The organism is Nisaea denitrificans DSM 18348 (assembly GCF_000426505.1).
GTDB lineage: Bacteria > Pseudomonadota > Alphaproteobacteria > Thalassobaculales > Thalassobaculaceae > Nisaea > Nisaea denitrificans.
This window is the reverse complement of the sequence record NZ_KE384531.1, coordinates 1-24296: the sequence shown is the minus strand read 5'-3', so window position 1 is coordinate 24296 and position 24296 is coordinate 1. Positions and strand designations below refer to the sequence as shown.

Sequence of the window (24296 nt, the reverse complement as noted above, 5' to 3'; positions counted from 1 at the left end):
CGATAGATGCCCGAAAGCTCCTTCGCCACCTACTACCATTATAAGATTATATTTAAGCATCAATTGATATCTAAAAGTTGTAATTGCCTATATCAGCCAACATATATTGGAGAACAGGCACGCGCGAACGGCCGCGGAAGATTCCGCGCCTCCGAAAGTAAAGCCGCCATCTGCGCTGAGGGGACCACAAGGGAATCTGGAGCATGAAAGCCCTGAAAGACTTCATGATGCGCAGCCTGCCAGGCGTGACCATAGCCTTCATGATCACCGCGTTCATCTTTGTCTACTTCACTCCAAATATGGTCACCACCATTCCTGCCGGCTATGTCGGAGTCCTTTGGAAACGGTTCAACGACGGGACCGTGACCAACCATTTCTTCCGCGAAGGCAACCGGCTGATCCTGCCCTGGAACAAGATTATCTCGTACGACGCGCGCATGCAGAGGGTCAGCGAGGATTATGACATCATTTCCGCCAACGGGCTGGCCATCGGCGCCAACATCACTTTCCGCTACCGAATCTCCCGCAAACGGATTGGGTTGCTGCACAAGTATCTGGGACCGAATTATCTGAATACAGTGTTGATCCCGAAGATTGGAGCCATCGCCCGGGCGGAGTCGGCAAAGTACTCACCCGTCCAGCTTTACTCCACGAACCGCGGCGACGTGGAGGAAGCGATCCTTGCGGTCGCAATGGAACAGTTGGTGCGGGTGACGCAGGATGTGATTGCGACCGAAGAGAAAGAGCGTGCTGCCCTCAAGCTGCCGCCCTTGCCCGACGAACCGGATCCAATCATTAAATTACACGATATATCCTTTCGCAGCGTGACCTTGCCACTCCTGGTCGAGAAAGCCATCGAGCGGAAGGAAGAGCAATTCCACGTCAATCTGGAATACAATTTCCGCCTGGATCGTGAGCGCAAGGAGAGCGAGCGCAAAGCCATTGAGGCCCGCGGCATCCAATCCTTTCAAAGGATCGTGAGCGACGGAATTACTGACGCCTATCTGCGATGGAAAGGGATCGACGCGACCTTGCAGTTGGCCCAATCGAACAACAGCAAGATCGTCCTCATCGGCTCGGGAAAGGACGGATTGCCGCTCATTCTCGGCCCGATCGACAGCAGCTCAGGCAATGCCGGTGCGCCCGTCCCGGGGAAGCATCCTGGCCCCGAACTTCAGGCGCGGCTCGGCGCACAATTGGACGCCACCGCTGCGAAGCCAAGACAGGATGCTGAAAGAGTGGACACTATCTTTCCCAATAGCTCCACGGCGGATCTCGACCCCGGCCGCATCGACACCAAGGACACAAGCACGGGGACCTCCCCGATCAAGACGGTACGCCCTCCTGCGGGGATTAATGCCGTTGAAAAAGCTGCCGAGAGGAATTCTCCACTCAATTAAAAGTCGCGGTCAATTTTCAGCGACAGCAGGAACAAACCCTACCGTACACAAAAATAAAACACCATAACTAATTGTTTACAATACATTTTTTAAATCAATTGAATACGGAAAGCCAAAAGCATGCGCGGAAAACCCTCTACTCGATAAATATGTTTTTACTCAATTAATAATATGCTACTCTCTTATAGGATGAATTTAATGACGCTGTCTCCCGCAAAACTTGGAGTCGAAAGTCATTTAAGTGAATTTGGCTCCTTCATCAATTTTTGAGGCTTCCGAAGTGCCCGAAGATCCCAACGACACTCGAGACCTCAAGCGGGAAATTGCACGACTGAAGAGGCAAGCCAAGGCGGCTGAACGCGAAAGGCAAAATGCAAAGAAGGCGATCGACGCCGCGAACGCGCATCGCCAGACCGCAGAGACAGAAACCGCTGCGCTGAAAGAGTCTCAGGCCGCGCGAGATCGGGAAGCAAAAGCACTTCAGAGAAAGGTCGAAAGCGCAAACAGAACCAAAGAGAAGCTGAAGAAGGAATCAGCCGATCGAGACAAGGAACTAAAGCAACTCGAAAGCTCCCTGCGCCAGTCACAGGCACACGTGGACGGGCTGAAAAAGGCACTGGAAACCAAAACAGAGAAATCCGGCCAGCCCAATGGACAGGTCGGAGCCGCCGTGACCGGCGTCGCGGCGGCGAAGTCGGATAACCGCGAACAGCGCATTCCGAGCAATGACCGAGACATTAGAAAGGAAACTTCCGCAATGACCGCACAAACCGAAACAGGCGGCGCCGCCAAAAACGCGCAACCCGGACAACCCAATCCAGACAACGCCACCCAAACCGCAAACGCAGGGCAGCCGGATGAAGGGCACCTCGTCAAATATGAACTGGCCAAGACCCAATTACTCCAGCAAGACCGGCTCAAGGCGAACCGGATCGTCGCCACCTACAGCGCGATCGGAGCTGGCGTCGGCGTGATCCCCTTTGTCGTCGTCGACATTGCTGGACTTGCTACCGTTCAGCTCATGATGCTGAGCCGACTGGCCCAACTTTATAAGGTGCCATTCTCCGGCAACCTCGGGCGGACTTTGCTCTCCGCTGTTCTGGGCGCCATCATCCCGACGACCCTGAAGACCGGCACCATCGGGCTGATCCGCTCCATACCGCTCTTCGGGCAGCTGCTCGGCTTTGTCGCGATGCCCACATATTCATGGATGGTGACCTACGCCATCGGCACCGTCTTCACCGACATCTTCGAGCAGAACAAGGACCTCGATTCGGTGAGCATTGAAGAAACCACGGCAAGGGTCAAAAAGGTCATGAATGACCTTGCGACCAAGGAAAAGGCTGAAGCCGCTACCGCACAGCAAGCCGCATAACCGGCCTCGAGCCCGGCGCGCCCGTGACCTTCAAAACCACGGGCGCGCCAGGGCGGAGCGCCTGAGCCGTCGAGATGGGCGCATGCCCCCGAGGATATGCGCGCTCGTTTTTTTGGTTAAGTCATCGAGAGAGAGCGGAACGTGGAATACTTTTGGCCGCCGCAACTTACATTCGCGACACTTGTCATAATCTACCTCATTAGCTGCGCATTGGTCGGCCTCTATGGACGCGACCGGCTTCTGGGCTTTTGGGGATTTTTCATTCTGTCTTATATCGTCTCGCCGTTTTTCACCTTGCTGTTCCTCGTCATCACCAGCACACGACGCACCTCGAACTGACCCCATGAAAACTCAAACTCACCTCAGCGTGGGGCGCAGGAAAGCGTGGCGCGACCACCATCCCCGACCACGACTTCGGGCTGATCCAACGCCGTCGCCCCATCGCTGCAATACCAACCGATATACAAAAGCCTGCGAACCTTGTTGAGCGGTCCACAAATCAATTCCCGGCGCAAAAGCGCGTGTTCTCCGCCATTCGACCATTGCGTTCCGACATCGGGGAGCGTGACTGTACAAGAGTCCCGGCCGTTGCAAATACGCGCCACCCACCCCAGCCCGGAACACCATTGATCTGCAGAGCCGTACTTGGCACTCGAAACTCTAATCCAGGAGTCGAAAGCGCTCGCCGTCTCCCGCCGGCCCGGTGCATTTTTTTCGGTTGCACACCCGGCCTCAGCACCGCTCATAGATATCGCTGAACCATCGGCATGACGCATACCGTCACGATCGCATCCGGACCGAGCGGAGCCCGGATCAGACCACATCAAGAACAAGGCCAACCCGCAGGCCACGGGCAATCGGCGCGTCAATTCCACTCGCATCCGCTAAATCTCCCTGAACGATCGACAAAATCTACGTAAGAACAGGCTCAATGAGTGCGCCGTCCAATCCCTTCGGCTCGCGGCACAGCGCGGCAAGCGCATCTGGGCTGACCTCGTGGAACCTGAAGAGCACCCTGCCTGAGGGACCGGCTCGAACGGCCACGGCCAGCGTATATCCCGGTATTGGCTGCGACAGCCGGACCTGCCAATCCTCCCCCTTGCCTGCTTCCGGATCACCGAGCAGCGACGGTCCAATCACGAGAGACGAGGGATCGAGGCAAACGGAAAAACCATCGAGCGGAATAGACAGTCCTCGCCCGACAGCTTTCGTATAGGCCTCCTTCACCGTCCAGATTGCGAAGAACGCATCGCGGCGCGCACAGTCTTCCAGCTGCCGGAGAAAAGCCAACTCATCCGCCGCAAAAACCTGGTGCGCCAAGCCATCGATATCGACATCGCGGGTAACCCGCTCGACATCGATGCCAACATCCCTCTGCCGGGTGACCGCACAGCAAACCAGCCCGCGTGAATGCGAGAGGTTGAAGCGCAACCGGCCCTGCTCAGGTTCATCATCGATTTCCGGTTTGCCGTAGCGCCCAATTTGGAAGGTAAAGTCCTGCGCAGGGGTCCCGGATGCAGCCTCGAGGGCGCATCTGGTCAGTGCATGCGCGCAGACATAACTCCGCCGGTCCTCCGGAAAATGGAAGCGCCTGGCTTTGGCGCGCTCTTCATCATTGAGAACCTGGCCGAATGCCGAGAGATGTCCCCCGACAACCATGTCAGGCCTCGATACCCAGATCACAACCTCATCCCGCCACACCGAACGGCTCCACTCTCGGATCGACTGGCAGGCGCCTCTCGACGTCACACTCCACGACCCAGATTTGAATATATAAATATTCTACTACCTTCGGGTGCTTTTTGCGATCACAAACCCGCACACGAATTCACAATTATTAGTAATCGAATAAAATTCCAACGCTGGGATAACCGGGCATTTACGGGACGTAAAGCAGAGTTTTTCACTGAAATTTTCTGAAAAAGAAGCCCGCTTGCGCTGAGTAAAATATTATGCATATACTCGACATGGTTGCATATTAAGAAACCAGAAACATCATGCAAACCCCTTGGCACCCCATCGCCTCCGGCTTCTTAGGAGCCGGCATTTTCGGCCTCCTCCGGGAGACTTGTCGTACGCCTGAAAACGGAGCGAAATTGTGACATCAGCCCCCGAAACCCTGATCGATCTGCTCGACCAGCGCGCGGAATCATCGACCGGGAAATATCATTTCCTGAAGGATGGCCGGGATGTCACGGCAACGATCGGGTATGCCCCCCTTCGCAACCATGCTCAAGCAGTCGCCAACCGGCTGAGGCAGCATGTGGCTGAAGGCAGCCGGGCGCTGCTGCTCTATCCGCCGGGACTCGATGTCCTTCCCGCCTTTTTCGGGTGCCTGAATGCCGGGATCGTCGCGGTTCCGGTGCCGCCGCCGGACGGAGTTCGGCTGAAGCATTCTCTGCCGCGCCTTCAAGGCATCGTCGCGGACGCGGAAGCCGAAGTCATCCTGACGACTGCCGGTCTACAGCAGGATCTCGAGACCCGGCTGAGCGAGACCATGCCGCAGGTCCACTGGATCGCGACAGACATGCTGGAGCCAGCCGACGCGGTGGATTTCAGACGGCCCGATATTACCTCCGAGAGCCTCGCCTATCTGCAATACACATCCGGCTCCACCTCCGCACCACGCGGCGTCATGCTTTCGCACGGGAATGTGCTCGCCAATCTGGCCTATCTGCAGGAGGGCTTTGCGTGCGACGCGGACAGTATCTGCGTCACCTGGATGCCCTATTTCCACGATTACGGTCTGGTCGAGGGGCTGCTGCAGCCCATGTTCAGCGGCGCGGACTGCTACGTTCTCTCGCCGCTCACACTGCTGAAGCGCCCCGTCCGCTGGCTCGAAGCCATGGACCGGTTCGGCGGCACCCACACCCACGCCCCCAATTTCGCTTACGAACTCTGCCTGGAACGCATAACCGCAGAGCAACGCAAAACACTCGACCTGTCGCGATGGAGGGTCGCCGGCAACGGCGCCGAGCCTGTACGCGCCGAGACCTTGCGTCGTTTCACCGAGACCTTCGGCCCGCAAGGCTTCCGGGCCGAGACATTCTATCCGGCCTACGGAATGGCCGAGGCGACACTTTTCGTTACCGCCCGCGCCCACGACCAAAGCCCGCATGCATCGCGACTGAATGCCGAAGCCCTTGAGCAGAACCGCGTGGTCCCGGCCGATGATACGGCGGCCGATACCGCGACACGCACGGTTGTGGGCTGCGGCGTCCCGCGCCCCAAAACCGACCTGTGGATCGTCGATCCCGCGACCGGGCGGACTTGCGCGCCAGATACGGTTGGCGAGCTCTGGATCTCCAGCCCCAGCGTGGGGCTCGGCTACTGGCGGCGCCCCGAGGAAACAAAGGCCACGTTCCATGCCCGGCTGACGGACAGCCCAAAAGACGGCCCTTTTCTACGTACCGGCGATCTCGGCTTCCTCAAGGATGGTGAACTCCACATCACCGGGCGCCTGAAAGATCTCATCGTCGTCGCAGGCGTGAACCACTACCCCCAGGATGTCGAATGGACCGTTCTGGAGTCCTGCCCCGAACTCAGACGGGAGCATTGCGCGGCATTCTCGGTGGAACAGGACGCCGAAGAACGCCTCGTCATTCTCGCCGAGGCAGGGAAACGCATGAAGGAGTGGGAGGCCGCATTTGGCAAAATCCGTCAGGCGGTAGCCCAGAGCCACGGCCTGGCGACCGCCGAAATCCTGATCCTGGAGCGCGGACAGATCCGCAAAACCTCCAGCGGGAAAGTTCAGCGCCGCGCTTGCAGGCAGGCTTATCTAGATAATGAGCTCAAGTGCGTTGCCCGCTGGAGCCGGGAGCAATCGTCCGGCGCGAAGCAGGGCCGGCCGACAGGCGCCGAGCTTCGGGACTGGCTGAGCCGCGAGCTGGGCAGAATGCTGTCGCTCGCACCCGAGGCTGTCGATCAGCATACTCCCTTCGCGGAACTCGGGCTCGACTCCCGCTCGGCCGTTGCCCTCGTCGCGACATTGGAAGACCGGCTCGACGGCACGCCCCTCGACCCGACCCTGCTCTGGCAATATCCCACAATCGCGACGCTTTCCGAGCAACTGAGTGGCGCTGAAGTGAAACCCGCGCAAGCCGCAGCGGATACCACCACCGATCCGGCGACGGAGAAGGCATCCGCCATAGCGATTATCGGTCTAGCCTGCCGCCTGCCCGGCGCCCCGGATGCGGAAGCCTATTGGAACCTCCTCACGGATGGTGGCTGCGCAGTGCGAACCGACGAACGCCTGCCCGGCGTGGAGGCGGGGTTTCTCGACGGTATCGAAGGCTTCGATGCAGCCTTCTTCGGGCTTTCCGAGAGCGAAGCCCGAAGCATGGACCCGCAACAGCGCATCCTGCTCGAAGTCACCTGGCATGCATTGGAGAATGCCGGATTGCCGGCAGACCAACTGGAAGGCTCGAAGACCGGCGTGTTCGTCGGGATTTCCTCGGCGGATTTCGCCTTCGACCAGTTCAGCCGGGGCGACGCCGAGGGCCTGTTGAACGCGTATACCGGCACCGGCGTCGCCTTCAGCATCGCGGCCAACCGGCTTTCCTATCAGCTCGACCTGCACGGGCCGAGCATGGCCATCGACACGGCCTGCTCCTCCTCGCTCGTCGCCGTTCATCAGGCATGCCAGAGCCTGCGCGGCGGGGAGTGCAACGTCGCACTTGCAGGCGGCGTGAACATCATCGGCGGCCCGCATCTGCAGCTCGCCCTTGAGCGTGCGGGCATGCTCTCTCCACACTGGAGAAGCCGCACCTTCGCTTTCGATGCGGACGGTTATGTGCGCGGCGAGGGTTGCGCCATGGTGGTGCTCAAGCCACTCGCCACCGCCGAGCGGGACGGCGACCGCATACTGGCTGTGATCCGTGGCTCGGCGGTCAATCAGGATGGCCGCAGCAACGGGCTCACCGCCCCCAACCCACAGGCGCAGCAGAGCGTTATCCAGGACGCGCTCAAGGCCTCCGGGCTGGAAGCCGCTGACATCGATTTTGTCGAAACCCATGGTACCGGAACGCGGCTCGGCGACCCGATCGAAGTCGGTGCCCTGCAATCGGTTCTCGACCCGGCGCGCTCAAGCGAGCGGTCGTGCCTGCTTGGCTCCGCCAAGGCAAATATCGGACATCTGGAAGCCGCTGCAGGGATCGCGGGGCTGGTCAAGGCCGTGCTCTGCCTCCGCCATGGCGAAGTCCCGGCACAACCGAACCTCGATGAGATCAATCCACTAATCAGGCTGGAAGACTCCGCGCTCGATATCCCACGCGCTCCAACGCCTCTGCCGGACGGTGCAAGAGCGGCTGTCAGCTCCTTCGGTTTCGGCGGCACCAACGCGCATGTGGTTCTGGAGCAGGCCCCGGACAGGCCGCGACCGGTGCAGGAACAGGCCACGCTGCCACCGTACCTTCTGACACTCTCTGCCCGCGACCCGCAGGCGCTGCGCGATCTCGCCGACCGGTACGCTGCCCTGTGCCGCCAAGAGGACCCAGCGATCAAAGCGGAACAACTCTGCCGCGCGGCAGCCATACTCCGCCCCCATCTCGATCACCGGCTAGCTATCACCGGCGACTCGACCCGAGATTTCGCCGCGCAGCTGGAAAGGATTGCCGCCGGCGAAGGCGACGTTCAGCAAATGCCGGTCAACCCGTCGCCCGTCGCATTCCTTTTCACTGGGCAAGGCTCCCAGTATCTCGACATGGGGCGATCCCTTTACGAACGTCACGCGGGCTTTCGCGCGACCCTGGATCATTGCGATCAGGTGCTCGCGAAAGCGCTGGACCGTTCCCTATTGTCCGTCATGTTCGGCAAGGACGCGGATCTGCTTGCGCAGACCGCCTACACCCAGCCTGCCCTTTTCGCGCTCGAATATGCGCTGGCCGAACTCTGGCGCGACTGGGGCATCCGGCCGACGGCTCTTTTGGGCCACAGCGTCGGCGAATATGTAGCCGCCTGCATCGCGGGTGTCTTCGATCTGGAGACAGGGCTGCGGCTGATAGCAGAACGCGCCCGGCTCATTCAGGGCTTGCCACTCGACGGCGCCATGCTGGCCGTAATGGCGGAAGAAGCACAGCTCGCTGAATTCGCCACGCCGCATGCCGACGATATCTCGGTCGCCGCCGTCAACGGACCCCGCAATACCGTGCTTTCAGGGCGCCGCAAAACCCTGGCACGAGTTCAGGAGGAACTGGAGAGCGCGGGCCTTCGCAGCCGGTTTCTCCCGGTCTCCCACGCTTTCCACTCGCCCCTGGCCGACCCGATTCTGGAGCAGTTCCGCAAGACAGCCTCCCGTTTCGATTTCGAAGCGCCCGCGATCCCGCTGGTCAGCAATCTCGACGGCAAGGTTCTGGAGGCGGCTCCCGATGCGGATTACTGGACGCGCCATATGCGCTGCGCAGTGCGCTTTGCCGATGGCCTGAACTGCCTGTCGGAGCGTCATCGCGTCTTCCTTGAAATCGGCCCGAAGCCTCTGCTGACCGCTCTCGGCGCGCAATGCATCGCCGCGCCGGACACTCTCTGGCTGCCCAGCCTGCGCGAAGGCGCGGAGGACTGGCCCTCCATCACGGAAAGCCTCTCAGCGCTCTATACCGCCGGCATCACGCCTGACTGGCCGGCTTTCCATGGCAGCTCTAACGGGCGGGCAACACCGGACCTCCCATCATACCCGTTCCGCAAAAATACCTTCCCGCTGCCACCACGGCCAGTACAGGGAGATGCTGCAGCCCCTGTGCGGGCCGCCCTGGCGTCCGGCCTGGGTCAACCTGCAGATACGGTCACAGCGGTGCCTGTCGAGGAATGGGGCTTTGTGCCCCGCTGGACAGAGGTTTCCTCCGCACCGCGCGAAGATCGCGCGCCCACTGACTGGCTGCTTCTGGCAGACAGAAAAGGGACAGCGAAAGCTCTCGGAAAAGCACTCAGCAAGGCAGGCGACAGCGTGAGCGTTGCCACGGGACCGGCCCCCGAAAGCCTTCCCGAAGGGCGCGACCGCCTGAACATCATGTGCCTCTGGCCTCTGGATCTGACCGCACCCGAGCGCATGTCCGATACGGAAATTACCGACGCCATCGCCTCACTCACCGCGCGGCTTACCGGGCTGGTGCATACTCTGGCAGCGCAGGCTGACCGTCCGTTAAAGCTCTATCTGGTCAGCCGTCAGGCTTTCGCCATGGCTGGCACGGCGCTTCCGGAGGCCGGCATCGGATTGCTGCAATCCATCGTCTGGGGTCTTGGGCGGAGCCTGCGGCACGAACATCCGGGCTGGGATCTCTGCCTGATCGATGTAGACGGATCGCCACGCAAAGCGGCGTCCCAACTCCTTGCGGAGATTAATGCCGACCTGCCGGGGAGCGAGACTCTCTGGCGTCAGGAAAAGAGCAATGCTGTCAGGTTAGCGCTCAAGCTCGAGGCTGAACCGCTACCGCAACCGGAAGAAACATCCGGCTTGGAAGGGGGCTGGCTGGTGACTGGCGGGCTCGGTCGTCTCGGGCTCCACATGGCCGAGCACCTTATCAAGCGAGGGGCACAGCATCTGGCTCTGATCTCCCGGAACGCACCAACTGGAGCCGCCGCAGACCGGATCGAGGAATGGCGCAACCAAGGGATAGAGATCCAGGTCGGCGCTATCGATGTCACCGATGCGTCGGCGCTCTCGACATTTGTCGATACCCTGCCGACGGATTGGCCGCCTTTGACCGGTATCCTTCATGCGGCGGGCGTGCTCGACGATGCGGTGCTGCACCAGCAATCCTCCGAGCGCGCGTTCGCCGTGATGGCGCCGAAGGTGCTTGGCGGCTGGGCACTCCATCGCCTCGCGGCCAATCATCCTATCCGGCATTTCATGCTGGTTTCCTCGGCCAGCGGGTTGCTCGGCAATCCAGGGCAAGCTGCCTATGCCGCCGCCAATAGCCTGCTGGATGCTCTCGCACTCTACCGCCACCGTCGGGGACTTCCGGCACAGAGTCTCTGCTGGAGTGCCTGGGCCGATGCCTCCCGCGACGCGGCTTTGGCCGACCGGCTGGCCCGTCATGGACTAGCGCCGATAGAGACGGCTCAAGGCCTTGATGCGATGGACCGGGCCACTGCGCTCGACCTGCCCCATGTGGCAATACTGCCCGGGCAAAGCGGCGCCAAGCTCATCCATCCCCTGCTCAATGGCGCCCCGCTTCAGGCGGATGACAGTCGCCCCGCAAATGCTAAGCCGGACAGTGGCCTCAAGGCGCAATTGCGTGCACTGGCAACGGAAGAGAGGCTCGACCGTCTCACGGCCTACATCCTCGAGCAGATCGGCGAGATTGCCCCGACAGGACCGGAAACACCGAATGCCGATCGCGGCTTCTTCGATCAGGGGCTCGACTCGATGAACGCGATCGAGCTGCGCAATCGTCTGCAGACCGGTCTCGGCGGAGTCCTCCCGGCAACCCTGGCGTTCGATTACCCGACCCCGAAACGGTTGGCGCAGCACCTGCTGGAACGCGCCGGGCTCGACAGTGCGTCCCGGACAATCCCTGCCACAGCCCAAAACACCAGCTCGGATGCCGGGGGCGGGATCGCCATCCTTTCCCTTGGCTGCCGCATACCCGGCGGAGTCAATAACCCGGAAGCATTCTGGACGCTGCTAAAGGACGGCGTCGACGCAATCACGGAGATTCCGGGCAACCGCTGGGACGTCGATCGGTATTACAGCGCCGATCCCGAGACGCCCGGAACAATCCAGACGCGCCATGGCGGTTTCATCGACGGGGTCGATCTGTTCGATCCGGGATTCTTCGGGATCTCCCCGCGCGAGGCGACGCATCTCGACCCGCAGCAACGCCTCCTGCTGGAGGTTTGCTGGGAGACACTGGAACGCGCGGGCATTCCGCCGAGCAGTCTCGAAGGCAGCCAGACCGGCGTTTTCGTCGGCATCAGCACAAACGACTACCTGCATCGCCTGAACAGCGCGCCCGACCGGATCGACGCTTATCTCGGCACAGGCAACGCGCTGAGTGTGGCGGCCAACCGGCTGTCCTTCTTCCTCGGCCTGGAAGGGCCAAGTCTGGCCATCGACACCGCGTGCTCCTCCTCGCTGGTCGCGCTTCACCAGGCCTGCATGAGCCTCAGAAGCGGGGAATCGGATCTGGCGATCGGCGGCGGCGTCAACCTGCTGCTCGACCCGACCGTCAGCATCAATCATTCCCGCGCCCGGATGCTGGCGCCCGATGGACGTTGCAAGGCATTCGCGGCCGAGGCCGACGGTTTTGTCCGCTCCGAAGGTTGCGGTTTGGTGCTGTTGAAGCGGCTTCCGGATGCGATCCGCGACGGCGACCGGATCATGGCCGTGATCCGGGGCTCGGCGGTCAACCAGGACGGCCGCACCAGCGGGCTGACGGTTCCAAACGGACCGGCACAGGAACGAGTCATCCGCCGCGCGCTTAACCAAGCCAGGCTAGCGCCGGAGCAGATCGACTATGTCGAGGCGCACGGCACCGGGACCGCCCTCGGCGACCCGATCGAGGCCGGAGCGCTGGATGCCGTGTTCGGGGCGAAAGACCGGGACCGCCCGCTCACAATCGGGTCGGTTAAATCGAACATCGGCCACCTGGAGTCCGCCGCCGGAGTTGCCGGATTGCAGAAAGTCGTGCTGTCCCTCAACAACGGCGCTATTCCCGCCAGCCTGCACAGCGCCAACCGCAACCCCAACATCGATTGGGCGCGTGTCGGACTCCGCCTGCCGGAAGGCACTGAGCCCTGGCCGGCATCAGGTACGGTGCGGCGGGCAGGCGTCAGCTCGTTCGGGTTCGGCGGCACCAATGCTCATCTGGTTGTCGAGCAAGCGCCCGAACCCGCGTTGCGCCAAATACCGGAGTTCAGCCGCTACCTGCTGCCCCTCTCCGCCAAGAGCCGCCCGTCACTCCGTCAGCTCGCGCGGAGCGTTCTGAAGATCCTGAAACAAAGTCCGGCGCCACTTGCCGATCTGTGCTTCACCGCAGCTTGTGGACGCGACCATTTCCCCCACCGTCTGGCCCTTCTCGGCAGCGACAAGACCGCGTTGGTTATGGCGCTGGAGAACTGGCTGGAAGGACGGGACGACGAAGGCGCCATCTCGCGTGACGGGGCGGTGACGCGGCAACGCTCCACCGCCGAAAAAATCTCCGCCGGACAAGCAGGCTCTGTTGCCTGGCGCGTGTTGGCTGGACGCTACGCGGACGGCGAGAATCCGGACTGGACCGGACTCTATGCCGGACTACCACTGCGCCTCGCGGACCTGCCCGGTCATCCTTTCGAACGACAAGGCTACTGGGTGGAGTCCGAGAGCGAACGGCACAACGCAGCGCCCGTCACCTACAAGGTGAATTGGGAGCCCGTCGCTCCCTCCACGGAAGAGCCAGCACCCCCGCATGGAAACTGGCTGATCCTGGCCGACGAAAGCGGCTTCGGGCAGGCGCTGGCGACCGAGCTTGAAACGCGCGGCGGCGACAACGTGGATTGTACGCTGATCTTCAAGGCGCCTCTCAACGGGCATCGCCGCAATCTCGTTCCGGGAGACGAAGCCGCTGCGCGCGCACTCCTTGAAGAGTTGGGACCGCTGGAAGGCATTGTTCATCTCTGGAGCCTCGATGGCCCGTCTGCCGAAGACTTGACATCCGAAAGTCTCATCAACGGAACGGCCGGTGGTCTCGCAAGCCTGCCACCGCTCGCGCGTGTCTTGCTGGACCTCCCGCATCCGCCCCGGCTCTGGCTGCTGACCCGCGACGCGGTCGACGCGTGCCCGCAAGACCGGCTCGAAGGTCTGGCCCATGCGCCGATCTGGGGCTTTGGCCGCAGCATCGCACTGGAGGCGCCGCACATCTGGGGCGGGTTGATCGACCTGCCACTCACGCCCGACATGCCCGGGATAACATCCCGGATCGCGGATGTCCTGACAGGCGCGGGAGAAGAGAGCGAGTTAGCCCTTCGGGACGGGCGCATCCTCGTGCCACGGCTCCACCCGGCGGAACCGGCCCGACGACAATCTGTCCCGATCCGGCAGGACGCGAGTTATCTCATCACCGGCGGTTTCGGCAGTCTCGGCCGCGCAATCGGCCTGTGGCTGGCGCGGCAAGGGGCAGGGCGCATCCTCTTGACCGGGCGCCAGGGCGCGCAATCAGCGGCCGCGCGCGAGCATATAAAAGCGCTTCAGGATCTGGGCGCCGCCGTGGAAACGGCCGCACTCGATGTCTCCGATACAGAAACACTGACCTCACAGATCGCGGAATGGGGACAGAACGGCCCATCCCTCAGGGGCGTGATCCATGCCGCCGGCATCGGAGAGGCTCGAAACCTCTCCGACCTGACCTGGCCAGATTGTGCCGCCGTGTTCGCCGGCAAGGCGGGCGGCGCCTTGGCGCTGCACAATGCGACGGTAGGGGAAGAGTTGGATTTCTTCCTCGGCTGCGGATCGATCGCGGGCCTCTGGGGCGGGCAAAAGCAAGCCTCATACGCGGCGGCGAACGCATTCCTGGATGGGTTGGCGGCCTTCCGCCGTGCCCGGGGTCTTTGCGGCGCGAGCCTTGATCTTGGCCCCCTCTCAGACACCGGCATGGTGAGCGAGGAAATCGGTCGCGAATTGCACCGGATGGGGCTTGAGCCATTCCCCGCGGACCGCCTCCTGGAACGGTTGCCGCAGCTTTTGAACCCGGCGGAGGCCTGCACGGCACTCGTTGCCGCTGACTGGCCGCGTTTCGCCGAACTCTATCGCAGTCAACGGCCAACGGGATTGTTCGACCCGGTTCTCACCGACAGGGCGACGCCACAAGCCTCACCGGCACCGACCTCCGTCACTCGCGAGGTCTCGCAAACTCGCAAAGAGCCGGATCAGTCACCCCGCGACTGGCTCGCGGACACCATGAGCGAGGTTCTGCGCATTCCGCCGGACCGGCTCGCCCACGACACGCCACTACCGATGCTCGGTCTCGACTCCCTGCTCGCCATGGAAATCCGAACCCTCATCGAGCGGGAACTCGGTTTGACAATCGGCCTGCCGGACCTTCTCGGCAGCCACAGCCTCAACGATCTGGCCGAGCGCCTTGCGCAGGATCTGCCGGCCAGAACCACCTCCCCTGAACCAGACAACGCATGGATCGCAGGTCAGATATGACAATCGCAGAATTTGTAAAAAGCCTGGCGGAACGCCGGGTCGAGCTCTCCCTGACCGATGGCCAGATCCGGTATCACGGCCCGAGCGAAGCCCTCGTCGAAGAGGTGCTGACCGAAATCCGCGACCGGAAATCGGACCTGATCGACTATCTGGGCCGGGTGCCGGAAAATTTGCCTCCCGGGACAGAGCCGCTCTCTGTTGGTCAGGAAGCGCTCTGGTTCCTCTACGAGCTCGACCGGCAGAGCACCGCCTACAACACCCTGTTCGCCGCCCGCATGCGGCGCGACCTCGACATAGGCGCTCTTCAGGCGGCGATCGACAAACTGACGGAACGGCATGACGGACTACGCAGCCGCTTCGCCACCGCCGACGGCAAGCCCTTCCGGGCCGTCACGCCGCCCGCGCCCGTCGATCTCCAGACCACTGACGTCACCAGCTGGAGCCCGGCTGAGGTCGAGGAGGCAATAGCGGAGTTCGCCGACATTCCGTTCGATCTTGAAGCCGCGCCACCCGTTCGCTGGCATCTCTTCACCGGCGTGACGAACGGCACGCTGCCAACGCCGGTCCTCGCCTTTGTGGCGCATCATATTACCGTCGATTTCCGTTCCCTCGAAATCCTCATGGCGGAGCTTTCCAGCTTCTATCGTGCGGCATGCGGAGATCAACCGGCGGCATTGCCGCCCTTGCCCTGGACGCACAGCGACTATGTCGACTGGTCCCAGAAAAGCCTTGCCGCCCCGGCGGGAAAACGTGCCGAGGCCTATTGGCTGGACCAGCTGGAGGGCGAGCTTCCCGCGCTCGATCTCCCCACGGACGCGCCTCGCCCGCCCCGGCAGAACCATGCCGGCGCCACCCGGGTTCAGAATTTGGACACGACTCTCAGTCAGAAGATCAAGGATGCCGCCCAGCGCCTTGAGGTAACGCCTTATGTCCTTCTGCTCGGCATATTCGGCCTCCTGATGCGCCGTTATAGCGGTCAGCGCGAGATTCTGGTCGGCTCGCCGATGCTTGGGCGAGCCCAGCCGGAGCTGAAAGATCTCGTCGGGTACTTCGTCAACCCTGTGACCCTGCGCCTCGACGTGCCGGATGATATGTCCGGCCCGGACTACTTCTCCAGGCTGCGCGATACCGTTCTTGGTGCGCTGGAGCATCAATCCTATCCATTCCCGCTTCTGGTGGAACGGCTACAGCCGGAGCGTGACACCAGCCGTTCCCCCCTCTTTCAGGTCGCCTTCGTCTACGAGCGCGAGACCGGCGCGCCGCTTCTCGAGCAAGGACTTTTCAGCGAACTCCTGATCGGTGGACAGCGCGGCGCTGTGTTCGACCTGACATTGACCGCGCTCGACCGGGAAGAGGGCTTCCGCCTTACCTGGGAGTATGCGAGCGCCCTTTTCGAAGCCGACACAATTTTGCGCATGGAAGGTCATTTCGAGCGCCTGCTGGAAGCGCTGCTGGACCGGCCGGAGCAACCGCTTCAAAGCCTCCCTCTGCTCTCGGAGACAGAAGCCGCCCGGATCCGCGACTGGAACGAGGCCGACTGTCCGGTGCCGCCGGCCGCTAACCTGGTTGAGCTGATTGCCGCCAAGGTCGCCGCATGTCCGGATGCGGTAGCGCTGGAGTCTGGCGATACGCAACTGAGCTATGCCGAACTCGACGCCCGCGCCTGCCGACTGGCGCGCCATCTCCAGGAACGCGGTATCGGCGCGAACAGTGTAGTGGCGACCGCCCTGCCGCGTTCCGCCGAACAATTGATCGCTGTCCTAGGCGTGCTGCGGGCTGGCGGTGCATGCCTTCCGGTCGACCCCGAAGATCCGGCAGAGCGGATCGGCTTCCTCCTGCGGGAAAGCGAAGCGGCACTTATGCTGACCGATCCGGCAGGCAAGGAACGGATGCCGGACGATGCCATCCCCATCGTCACTCTCTATCCGGACGACCCAATCCTCACCACCGGCAACGCAGAAGCGCCCGCCTGCCCCGCTGGTCCGGAAGATCTTGTTTATGTGCTGTTCACGTCGGGTTCGACCGGCCGCCCGAAAGGCGTCGCCATGCCGCACCGGGCGCTCGTCAATCTCGTTGGCTGGCAGATGACCCAGGCCGGTTTGGAAGAACCGGCACGCACGCTTCAATACACGCCGCTGACCTTCGATGTCGCATTTCAGGAAATCGCCTCAACCTGGTGTTCCGGCGGAACGCTGGTGTTGATCGACGAGGCTCGCCGCCGCGACGGTCGCGCCTTGCTCGACTGGATAGACAGCCAGAATGTGGAGCGGGCCTTCATGCCTTTCGTCGCCCTGCAACATCTTGCGGAGAGTGCGGGCGACAAGGCACTTCCAGCCAGCCTCCGCGACATTGTGACCGCCGGTGAGCAGTTGCGGACAACGCCTGCGATAAGAGCGGTCTTTGAGCGCAGCACCTGCAGGCTGCACAACCATTACGGCCCGACCGAGAGCCACGTCGCGACTGCTTACAGCCTACCCGGCGATGTGGCCGAATGGGACGACCTGCCGCCAATCGGACGGCCAATCGGCAATGTCGCAATCCATCTTCTGGACGAGGCGGGTCAGCCTGTGCCGGTCGGCGTTCCGGGTGAGCTCTGCATTGCCGGCCCCTGCCTTGCCGACGGCTACCTGAAGCGGCCGGACCTCACCGCAGAGCGTTTCGTGGAGCATCCTGAATATGGCCGGATTTACCGGACCGGCGACTTCGCCCGCTGGCGCACGGACGGGCTGATTGACTATCTCGGGCGCCGCGACGACCAGGTCAAACTGCGCGGCGTGCGTGTCGAGCTCGGCGAGATCGAGGCCGTTCTGAGCGGGCACCCCGCCGTTGGCGAAGCCGCTGTCATTCTGTCTGGCAATGCCTCCTCCCGGCGCCTCGCAGCCTATGTCGCCCCGTCCGACGGGGCAACTGCCTCCAACTCGCTGCAAGCTGAGCTCATGGATCATCTGCGCGCGAACCTGTCGGCACCAATGGTTCCCAGCAGCCTGACCCTGCTTCCGGAACTTCCGAAAACCTCCAGCGGCAAACTCGACCGCCGCACGCTCCCCAAGCCGTCGGTTGAAGCGGATGAGACATTCATCGCCCCACGCAACGAAGCCGAGGCACTTCTGGCTGAAATCTGGTCCGATCTGCTCGGCCATGACCGGGTCGGGATAACCGCCAACTTCTTCGAACTGGGCGGCCATTCCCTGATCGCCATGCGTCTCGTCACCCGTCTGCGCGACAGTTTCGACGTGGACCTGCCTCTCAGCGCCTTGTTCGAGGCGCCGACAATCGCCGGACTGGCGGAACGGATCGAACAGCTCCGGGGCGGCGAACGCCTGCCGCCCATCTTACACGCGCCGGATGCCGGTACCGCACAGCTATCCTTCGCCCAGCGCCGGCTGTGGTTTCTGGAACAGCTTGAGGGGCCGAGCGCCACCTACAACATGCCGGCAACGCTGGAGTTGCGCGGCTCACTCGACGCGAGCGCACTTGGCGCTGCCGCCCGGGCGCTGGTCGCACGGCACACCGGCCTCAGAAACCGTTTCCCCTCCTCCAAGGGAGCCCCCGTGGCGGAGGTGATCGCGCCCTATGATCCGCTGCGCGTCACGGACCTGACATCTCTCCCCGCCATTGAACGCGAGGCCGAGGCCCAGCGCCTGGCCCGCAGCCATGGCTCCCAGCCCTTCGACCTTTCCGAAGGCCCGCTCTTCCGTCTGCATTTGCTGCAACTCGACGACCGGACTCACTGGCTGCTCTTCAACATCCACCACATCGTCAGCGATGGCTGGACCATCGACATTCTCGTGCGTGATATCTCCGCTCTCTACCGGGCAGAGACGCAAGGTGCGGAAGCCCCCCTCACGAACCTCCCCGTCTCCTATGGCGACTTCGCGCGCTGGCAAAACGATTGGCTGCAGGGCGAGCCGCTGACGCGCCAGCTCGACCATTGGACCGCTGAGCTCGACGGCGCGCCGACCCTGATTGAGCTGCCGTCCGACCGCCCTCATCCGAAGACGCGCAGCTATCGCGGCGGCCTCCTTACACGCACTCTGGACGCCGGTCTCACCGAGAAGATACGGGGCTTCAACCGAGCCCACGGCGCGACGGATTTCATGACCCTGATCTCCGCCTTCGGCCTCCTCCTGTCGCGCTATAGCGGACAGCATGATCTTCTGATCGGCTCCCCGGTCGCCAACCGTCGCCTGCGCGAATGCGAGGATCTGACGGGCATGTTCGTCAATACCCTCGCCCTCCGCTGGCGCGACGACGACGCATCTGATTTTGCCGCACTGGTCGCCGAGACCCGGCGCCGCTGTCTTCGTGCCTATGCCAACCAAGACCTGCCCTTCGAGCTGCTGGTTGACCATCTGCAGCCCGAGCGAAGCCTGATGCACAGCCCACTCTTCCAGGTGATGTTCGTGATGCAGAACGCACCGCTGGAACATCTGGTTCTGGACGGCGTTGAAACCTGTCTGCTGGCGCCACCGGTCACGGTGTCGAAATTCGACCTGACGCTCTATGTCGAGCCGAGCGGCGACGGCTTCGTCACGCGCTGGGAATACAACGCCGACATTTTCGACGAGGCCCGCATCCAACGGATGGCCGGCCATTTCGAGCAACTCCTGAGAAGCGCCTTGGCCGATCCGGAGGACAGTCTCGACGGTATCAGGCTGCTCACCAAACCGGAACGCCGCGATATCGCCAGCTGGCGCGACGGCCCGGACGTGGATCTCACCTCGAAAACCCTGGTTCACGCCATCGAAGAACAGGCTGCCCTCCAGCCGAACGCACCGGCCTTGGTCGACCGGCGGGAGAGCCTCGACTACGCCGAGGTCAATGCGAGCGCCAACCAGCTTGCCCACTATCTCAACCGCCGGGGCATCGGGCGCGGAGACATCGTCGCACTTTGCCTTGAGCCCGGCCCGGAGGCAGTGGTCGCACTGCTTGGCATCGTAAAAGCGGGAGCCGCTTATATGCCGCTCGACCCGGCCTATCCGGTCGAGCGGCTTGAGGCGATGCTTTCCGGCTCGAAGACCCGGCTGGTTCTGAGCAAGGGCGATCTGGCGGACCGGTTGCCATCCGCGGCTGAAATCTGCCGGTTGGACGCAATCGCCGCAGTGCTCGCGGAAGAGAGCATCGACAATCCGGTCACCCGTCCCGGGCCAGACGGTCTGCTCTATATCATCTACACGTCAGGCTCCACCGGCGCGCCCAAAGGCGCCGGGGTCTACCACAGGGGCTTCGCCAACCTGCTGCAATGGTATTGCACAGCGCTGGATCTGGGCGAGGGTGATCGCGGTCTGCTCGTCAGCGCGCTCGGTTTCGATCTGACCCAGAAGAACCTGTTCGCACCGCTGATTGCCGGTGCCGCGCTTCATTTCCCCGAGCCCGGCATTGGCTACGACCCGGCAGCGCTTCGCCGCACCATCGCGGAAGACGCGATCACCTGGATCAACTGCACACCGAGTGCCTTCTACCCATTGCTGGCTGGAGGCGATTACACCCCGCTCGCGTCCCTCCGCCACATCATACTCGGCGGTGAGCCGATCCAGACGGATCGGCTTCGCGACTGGCTGGCCGACCCGACCTGCCAGGCGACCGTGCTGAACAGTTATGGCCCGACGGAATGTACCGATGTCGCGGTGGCGGGACCACTTGATCCAACCTCGGACACGGCCGGAGTCCCACTTGGCCGTCCAATCGACAATGTCCGGGTCCTTCTCCTCGATCCAAACGGTACCCCAGTGCCGGAGGGCCTGCCGGGCGAACTGTTTATCGGCGGGATCGGCGTCGGCGCCGGATATCTCGGCCAGCCGGATCTCACCGAGGCCAAATTCATCGATATGAAAATCGACGGCCGCACAGGCCGCTACTACGCGACGGGCGATCTTGCCTGCTGGCGGGCTGATGGAACGCTCGATTATCTCGGCCGCCGGGATCAGCAGATAAAGCTGCGTGGCTTCCGGATTGAGCTGGAAGAGATCGAGACTGCCTTACGCGCGGATCCGCACGTGAAGGACGCCGCGGTCGTTGTCTCGCAAACCGGCGCGCAGGAGCAACTGGTCGGCTATCTGGCAGCTGATGCAGAACTAGACCCGGAGGAGTTGCGCCCGGCTCTGGAACGGCGCCTGCCAGCCTATATGGTTCCATCCCGGCTGATCCGTCTCGACGGCCTGCCGGTTACGCCAAACGGCAAGCTCGACCGCCGCGCGTTGGCGAGCCTGACAGTGGCACCGCGCGCCGCCAGGCCGCCGCGCGGACAGACCGAAGCCGCACTTTCCGAAATCTGGGCGGGGCTTCTCGGCCTTGATGAGATCGACCGCGAGGCGAACTTCTTTTCCATCGGCGGTCATTCCCTGCTGGCGGTCCAAATGCTCGCGAGGGTCACGGACGCATTCGCGATAGAGCTGTCCCTGCGTGAGCTGTTCGAAAAGCCGACCCTCTCCGGGCTCTCTTCCCTGATCGAGGCGAGCCGAAACCGGACACGGCCCGACATCACGCCTCTCCCCGACGGAGAGCACCCAGAACCCTCCTTCGCGCAACAGCGCCTGATGTTCCTCGATCAGCTGGAAGGGCCGAGTACCGCCTACAGTATGCCTGCCGCTCTCGAACTCCGGGGCGATCTGGACCGCGTCGCCCTCCGCCGGGCCCTGGCGGCGCTCGTCACCCGGCATGACAGCCTGAGGCTCCGCTTTTCGTTCGAGGCCGGCCACCCGGTCGCGCGTTACCTCGACGCCTACGATCCACTGACGGAACTGGACCTGAGCGACCGTCCGGAGGAAGACGCCGAAGCCGAAGCCCTGCAGCTCGCCGCGGAACATTCCGGCGTGCCCTTCGATCTCGCTACAGGACCTCTGTTCCGGCTCAAGCTGATCACCCTGGCTCCGGAGCGGCACCGCCTGCTCTTCAACATGCACCACATCATCAGCGACGGCTGGTCCATCGATCTTCTGATCGCCGACCTTGCCCATCTCTACACAGCCTTCCGCTCAGGGTCCGAAGCAACCCTGCCTGCCCCTGCACTGAACTATTCCGGTTATGCCAAGTGGCAAAACCAGTGGCTCCGCGGTGAAACTCTGGAGCGCTCGCTCACCTTCTGGCGGGATCACCTCGCCGGGGCGCCGGAGCTGCTCGATCTGCCGACGGACCATCCCCGCCCCGCTGTCCAGGTACATCAAGGTGGAGCCGTACCCTTGCGCATCGATGCGGAACTCGGCGGTGCGCTACGGAGGCTCGCACGCGGGAGCGATGCCACTCTCTTCATGGTCCTGCTGGCGGCTTACGACCTGCTGCTGTTCCGTTTCAGCGGCGAACGCGACATCAGTGTCGGCGTTCCCGTTGCCAACCGGAGGGACCGCCGGCTGGAAGACATTGTGGGGCTGTTCCTCAACACCCTCGTCATGCGCACGGAAGTGCCCAATAGCGGGAGTTTCCGGGACTTCCTGTCAGAAATCCGGCAGGCGACTTTCGCCGCCTATGCCCACCAGGATGTGCCATTCGAATATCTTGTCGAGCAGCTCCGACCGGCCCGCTCCCTCAGCCACAATCCGCTGTTCCAGGTGATGATCAATCTGGTCAACACACGGCGCGAGCAGATCACGCTGGACGGCCTGAAGGTGGAGCAGACCAGTCAGGCAGACGATTTCCTGGCCAAGTTCGATCTGAACCTGAGTTTCACGGAACAGCCGGACGGCTCGCTCGACGGAGAGCTGCAATATAATGCGGCCTTGTTCGAGCATGAGACGGCGGCCTTCCTCGGCGACTGTTTCCTCGCTCTCCTGCGCGGCATTGCGTCAGAGCCGGACGCGCCCCTGACGGAAATATCGCTCTATCGCGACGAACCTGCGGCGCGACGCGAGATGCCGGAACCGGCGGGAGCACCCGTCCGTTTCGGGTCGATCGAACGCTCCATTCCGAACCGCTTCGCCGAACAGGTAGCCCGGCATCGTAATCGCATCGCGGTCCAGACGCCGACGCAATCGCTCACATATGGCGCGCTGGATCTGGAAGGCCGACGCCTCGCCGCCGTACTGCTTGAACGCCCTGAGTGCAAACGGGTAGCCCTGCTGCTGCCGCACGACACCAGTATGGCAGTCGGCATTCTCGGCACGCTGCAGGCCGGACGGACCTATGTCCCGCTCGATCCGTCGCAACCGCAACAAAGACTCCAGGCGATCCTCGAAGATGTCGGCGCCGAGATCGTCCTCTGCACAGCCGAGAACGAAGAACTCGCCGCAACACTCGCAGGAGCGGGCCGCACCGTGATTTCACTCGACCGGCTGGACCGGTCTCCGGCAGCGGAACTGCCTGAAACCGCTCCGGACGGCATCGCCTATCTGCTCTACACCTCCGGCTCGACCGGACGACCGAAGGGCGTGGTGCAGAACCATCGCAACGTGCTCCACTTCATCCGGCGTTATACCGAAAATCTGCGGCTCACCTCCGAAGACCGTCTGCTCCAGGTCGCCTCCTACGCTTTCGACGCTGCGGTGATGGATTTTTACGGCGCCCTTCTCAACGGCGCCACGCTCTGCCTCTTCGACGCGCGTAACCAGTCCATTGCTGATTGCGCGCCCTGGCTGGAACAGGAGGGCGTCACCATCTGGCACTCGACGCCGAGTGTCTTCCGCGCCTTCGCTGCCGATCTGGAGACCCGCTTGCCGTCGATCCGGCTCACGGTCATGGGGGGCGAGGCCGTCACCCGTGCAGATTTCGAGACCTTCCGGCAACGGTTCGAGCCCGGCACCCTCTTCGTCAACGGCCTCGGTCCGACTGAGTCGACCGTGACCCTGCAATTCTTCGCCGATCATGAAACTGATCTGCACCGCCATTCAGTGCCTGTGGGCTATCCGGTCGACGGCACGATCATCGACCTTCTCGACGAGACCGGCGCACCGGCGAACCTGTTCGGTGAAATCGCGATCTGCAGCCCGCATGTCGCGCTCGGCTATTGGCAGCAGGACTCCGCCGCCTTCGAAGCGGACCCGGCACGCCCCGGTGCCATCCGCTACCGCAGTGGCGACATGGCGCGCCGTCTGCCGGACGGCAGTCTGGAAATGGTCGGGCGCCGCGATGGCCAAATCAAGCTGCGTGGCTTCCGTATCGAGCTCGGAGAGATCGAAGCGGTTCTCCGCAGCCACCCTGATATTCACGAAGCCGGAGCCATTCTCTATGGGCCGGAAGGCACAACGGCCGAACCGAGACTGATCGCCTATCTAACCGGAACGGCAAACTCGGGAACTGCCCTTGCATGGTGCCGGGAGCGGCTCCCCGGCTACATGGTTCCCTTCGAGGTGATTGTCCTCGACGCATTGCCGCTCACCGTCACAGGCAAGCTCGACCGCAAAGCCCTGCCCGTGCCGGACATGGTTGAGCGGAGCGGGTCCGCTGTGCCCGTGACGCCGGGCGAGGAGCTGCT

At 62.7% G+C, this 24296-nt stretch carries 5 protein-coding genes; 4 read left to right on the top strand and 1 reads right to left on the bottom strand.

Going from position 1 to position 24296, the window contains the following annotated elements; genetic code table 11:
• The first annotated feature begins 203 nt into the window (after positions 1-203).
• Entirely contained in the window at positions 204-1400 is a 1197-nt protein-coding gene (locus K328_RS24590) for a prohibitin family protein (RefSeq protein ID WP_051285027.1), read from the top strand.
• Positions 1401-1680: 280 nt separating this feature from the next.
• Positions 1681-2775: a DUF697 domain-containing protein gene (locus K328_RS0117120; RefSeq protein WP_028467020.1), complete on the top strand. Its 1095-nt coding sequence runs from the start codon at positions 1681-1683 to the stop codon at positions 2773-2775.
• 912 nt (positions 2776-3687) lie between these two features.
• Here the strand turns inward: K328_RS0117120 and K328_RS24580 are convergent.
• Entirely contained in the window at positions 3688-4434 is a 747-nt protein-coding gene (locus K328_RS24580; protein ID WP_051285026.1) for a 4'-phosphopantetheinyl transferase family protein, read from the bottom strand.
• A gap of 439 nt (positions 4435-4873) precedes the next feature.
• Here K328_RS24580 and K328_RS25975 point away from each other — a divergent pair, with 439 nt between their 5' ends.
• Complete coding sequence (locus K328_RS25975; protein ID WP_028467019.1) at positions 4874-14893, top strand: type I polyketide synthase; 10020 nt, start codon at positions 4874-4876, stop codon at positions 14891-14893.
• The coding region (locus K328_RS0117100; protein ID WP_028467018.1) for a non-ribosomal peptide synthetase at positions 14890-24296 on the top strand (9407 nt) is incomplete at its 3' end. The genes K328_RS25975 and K328_RS0117100, both read left to right, overlap by 4 nt.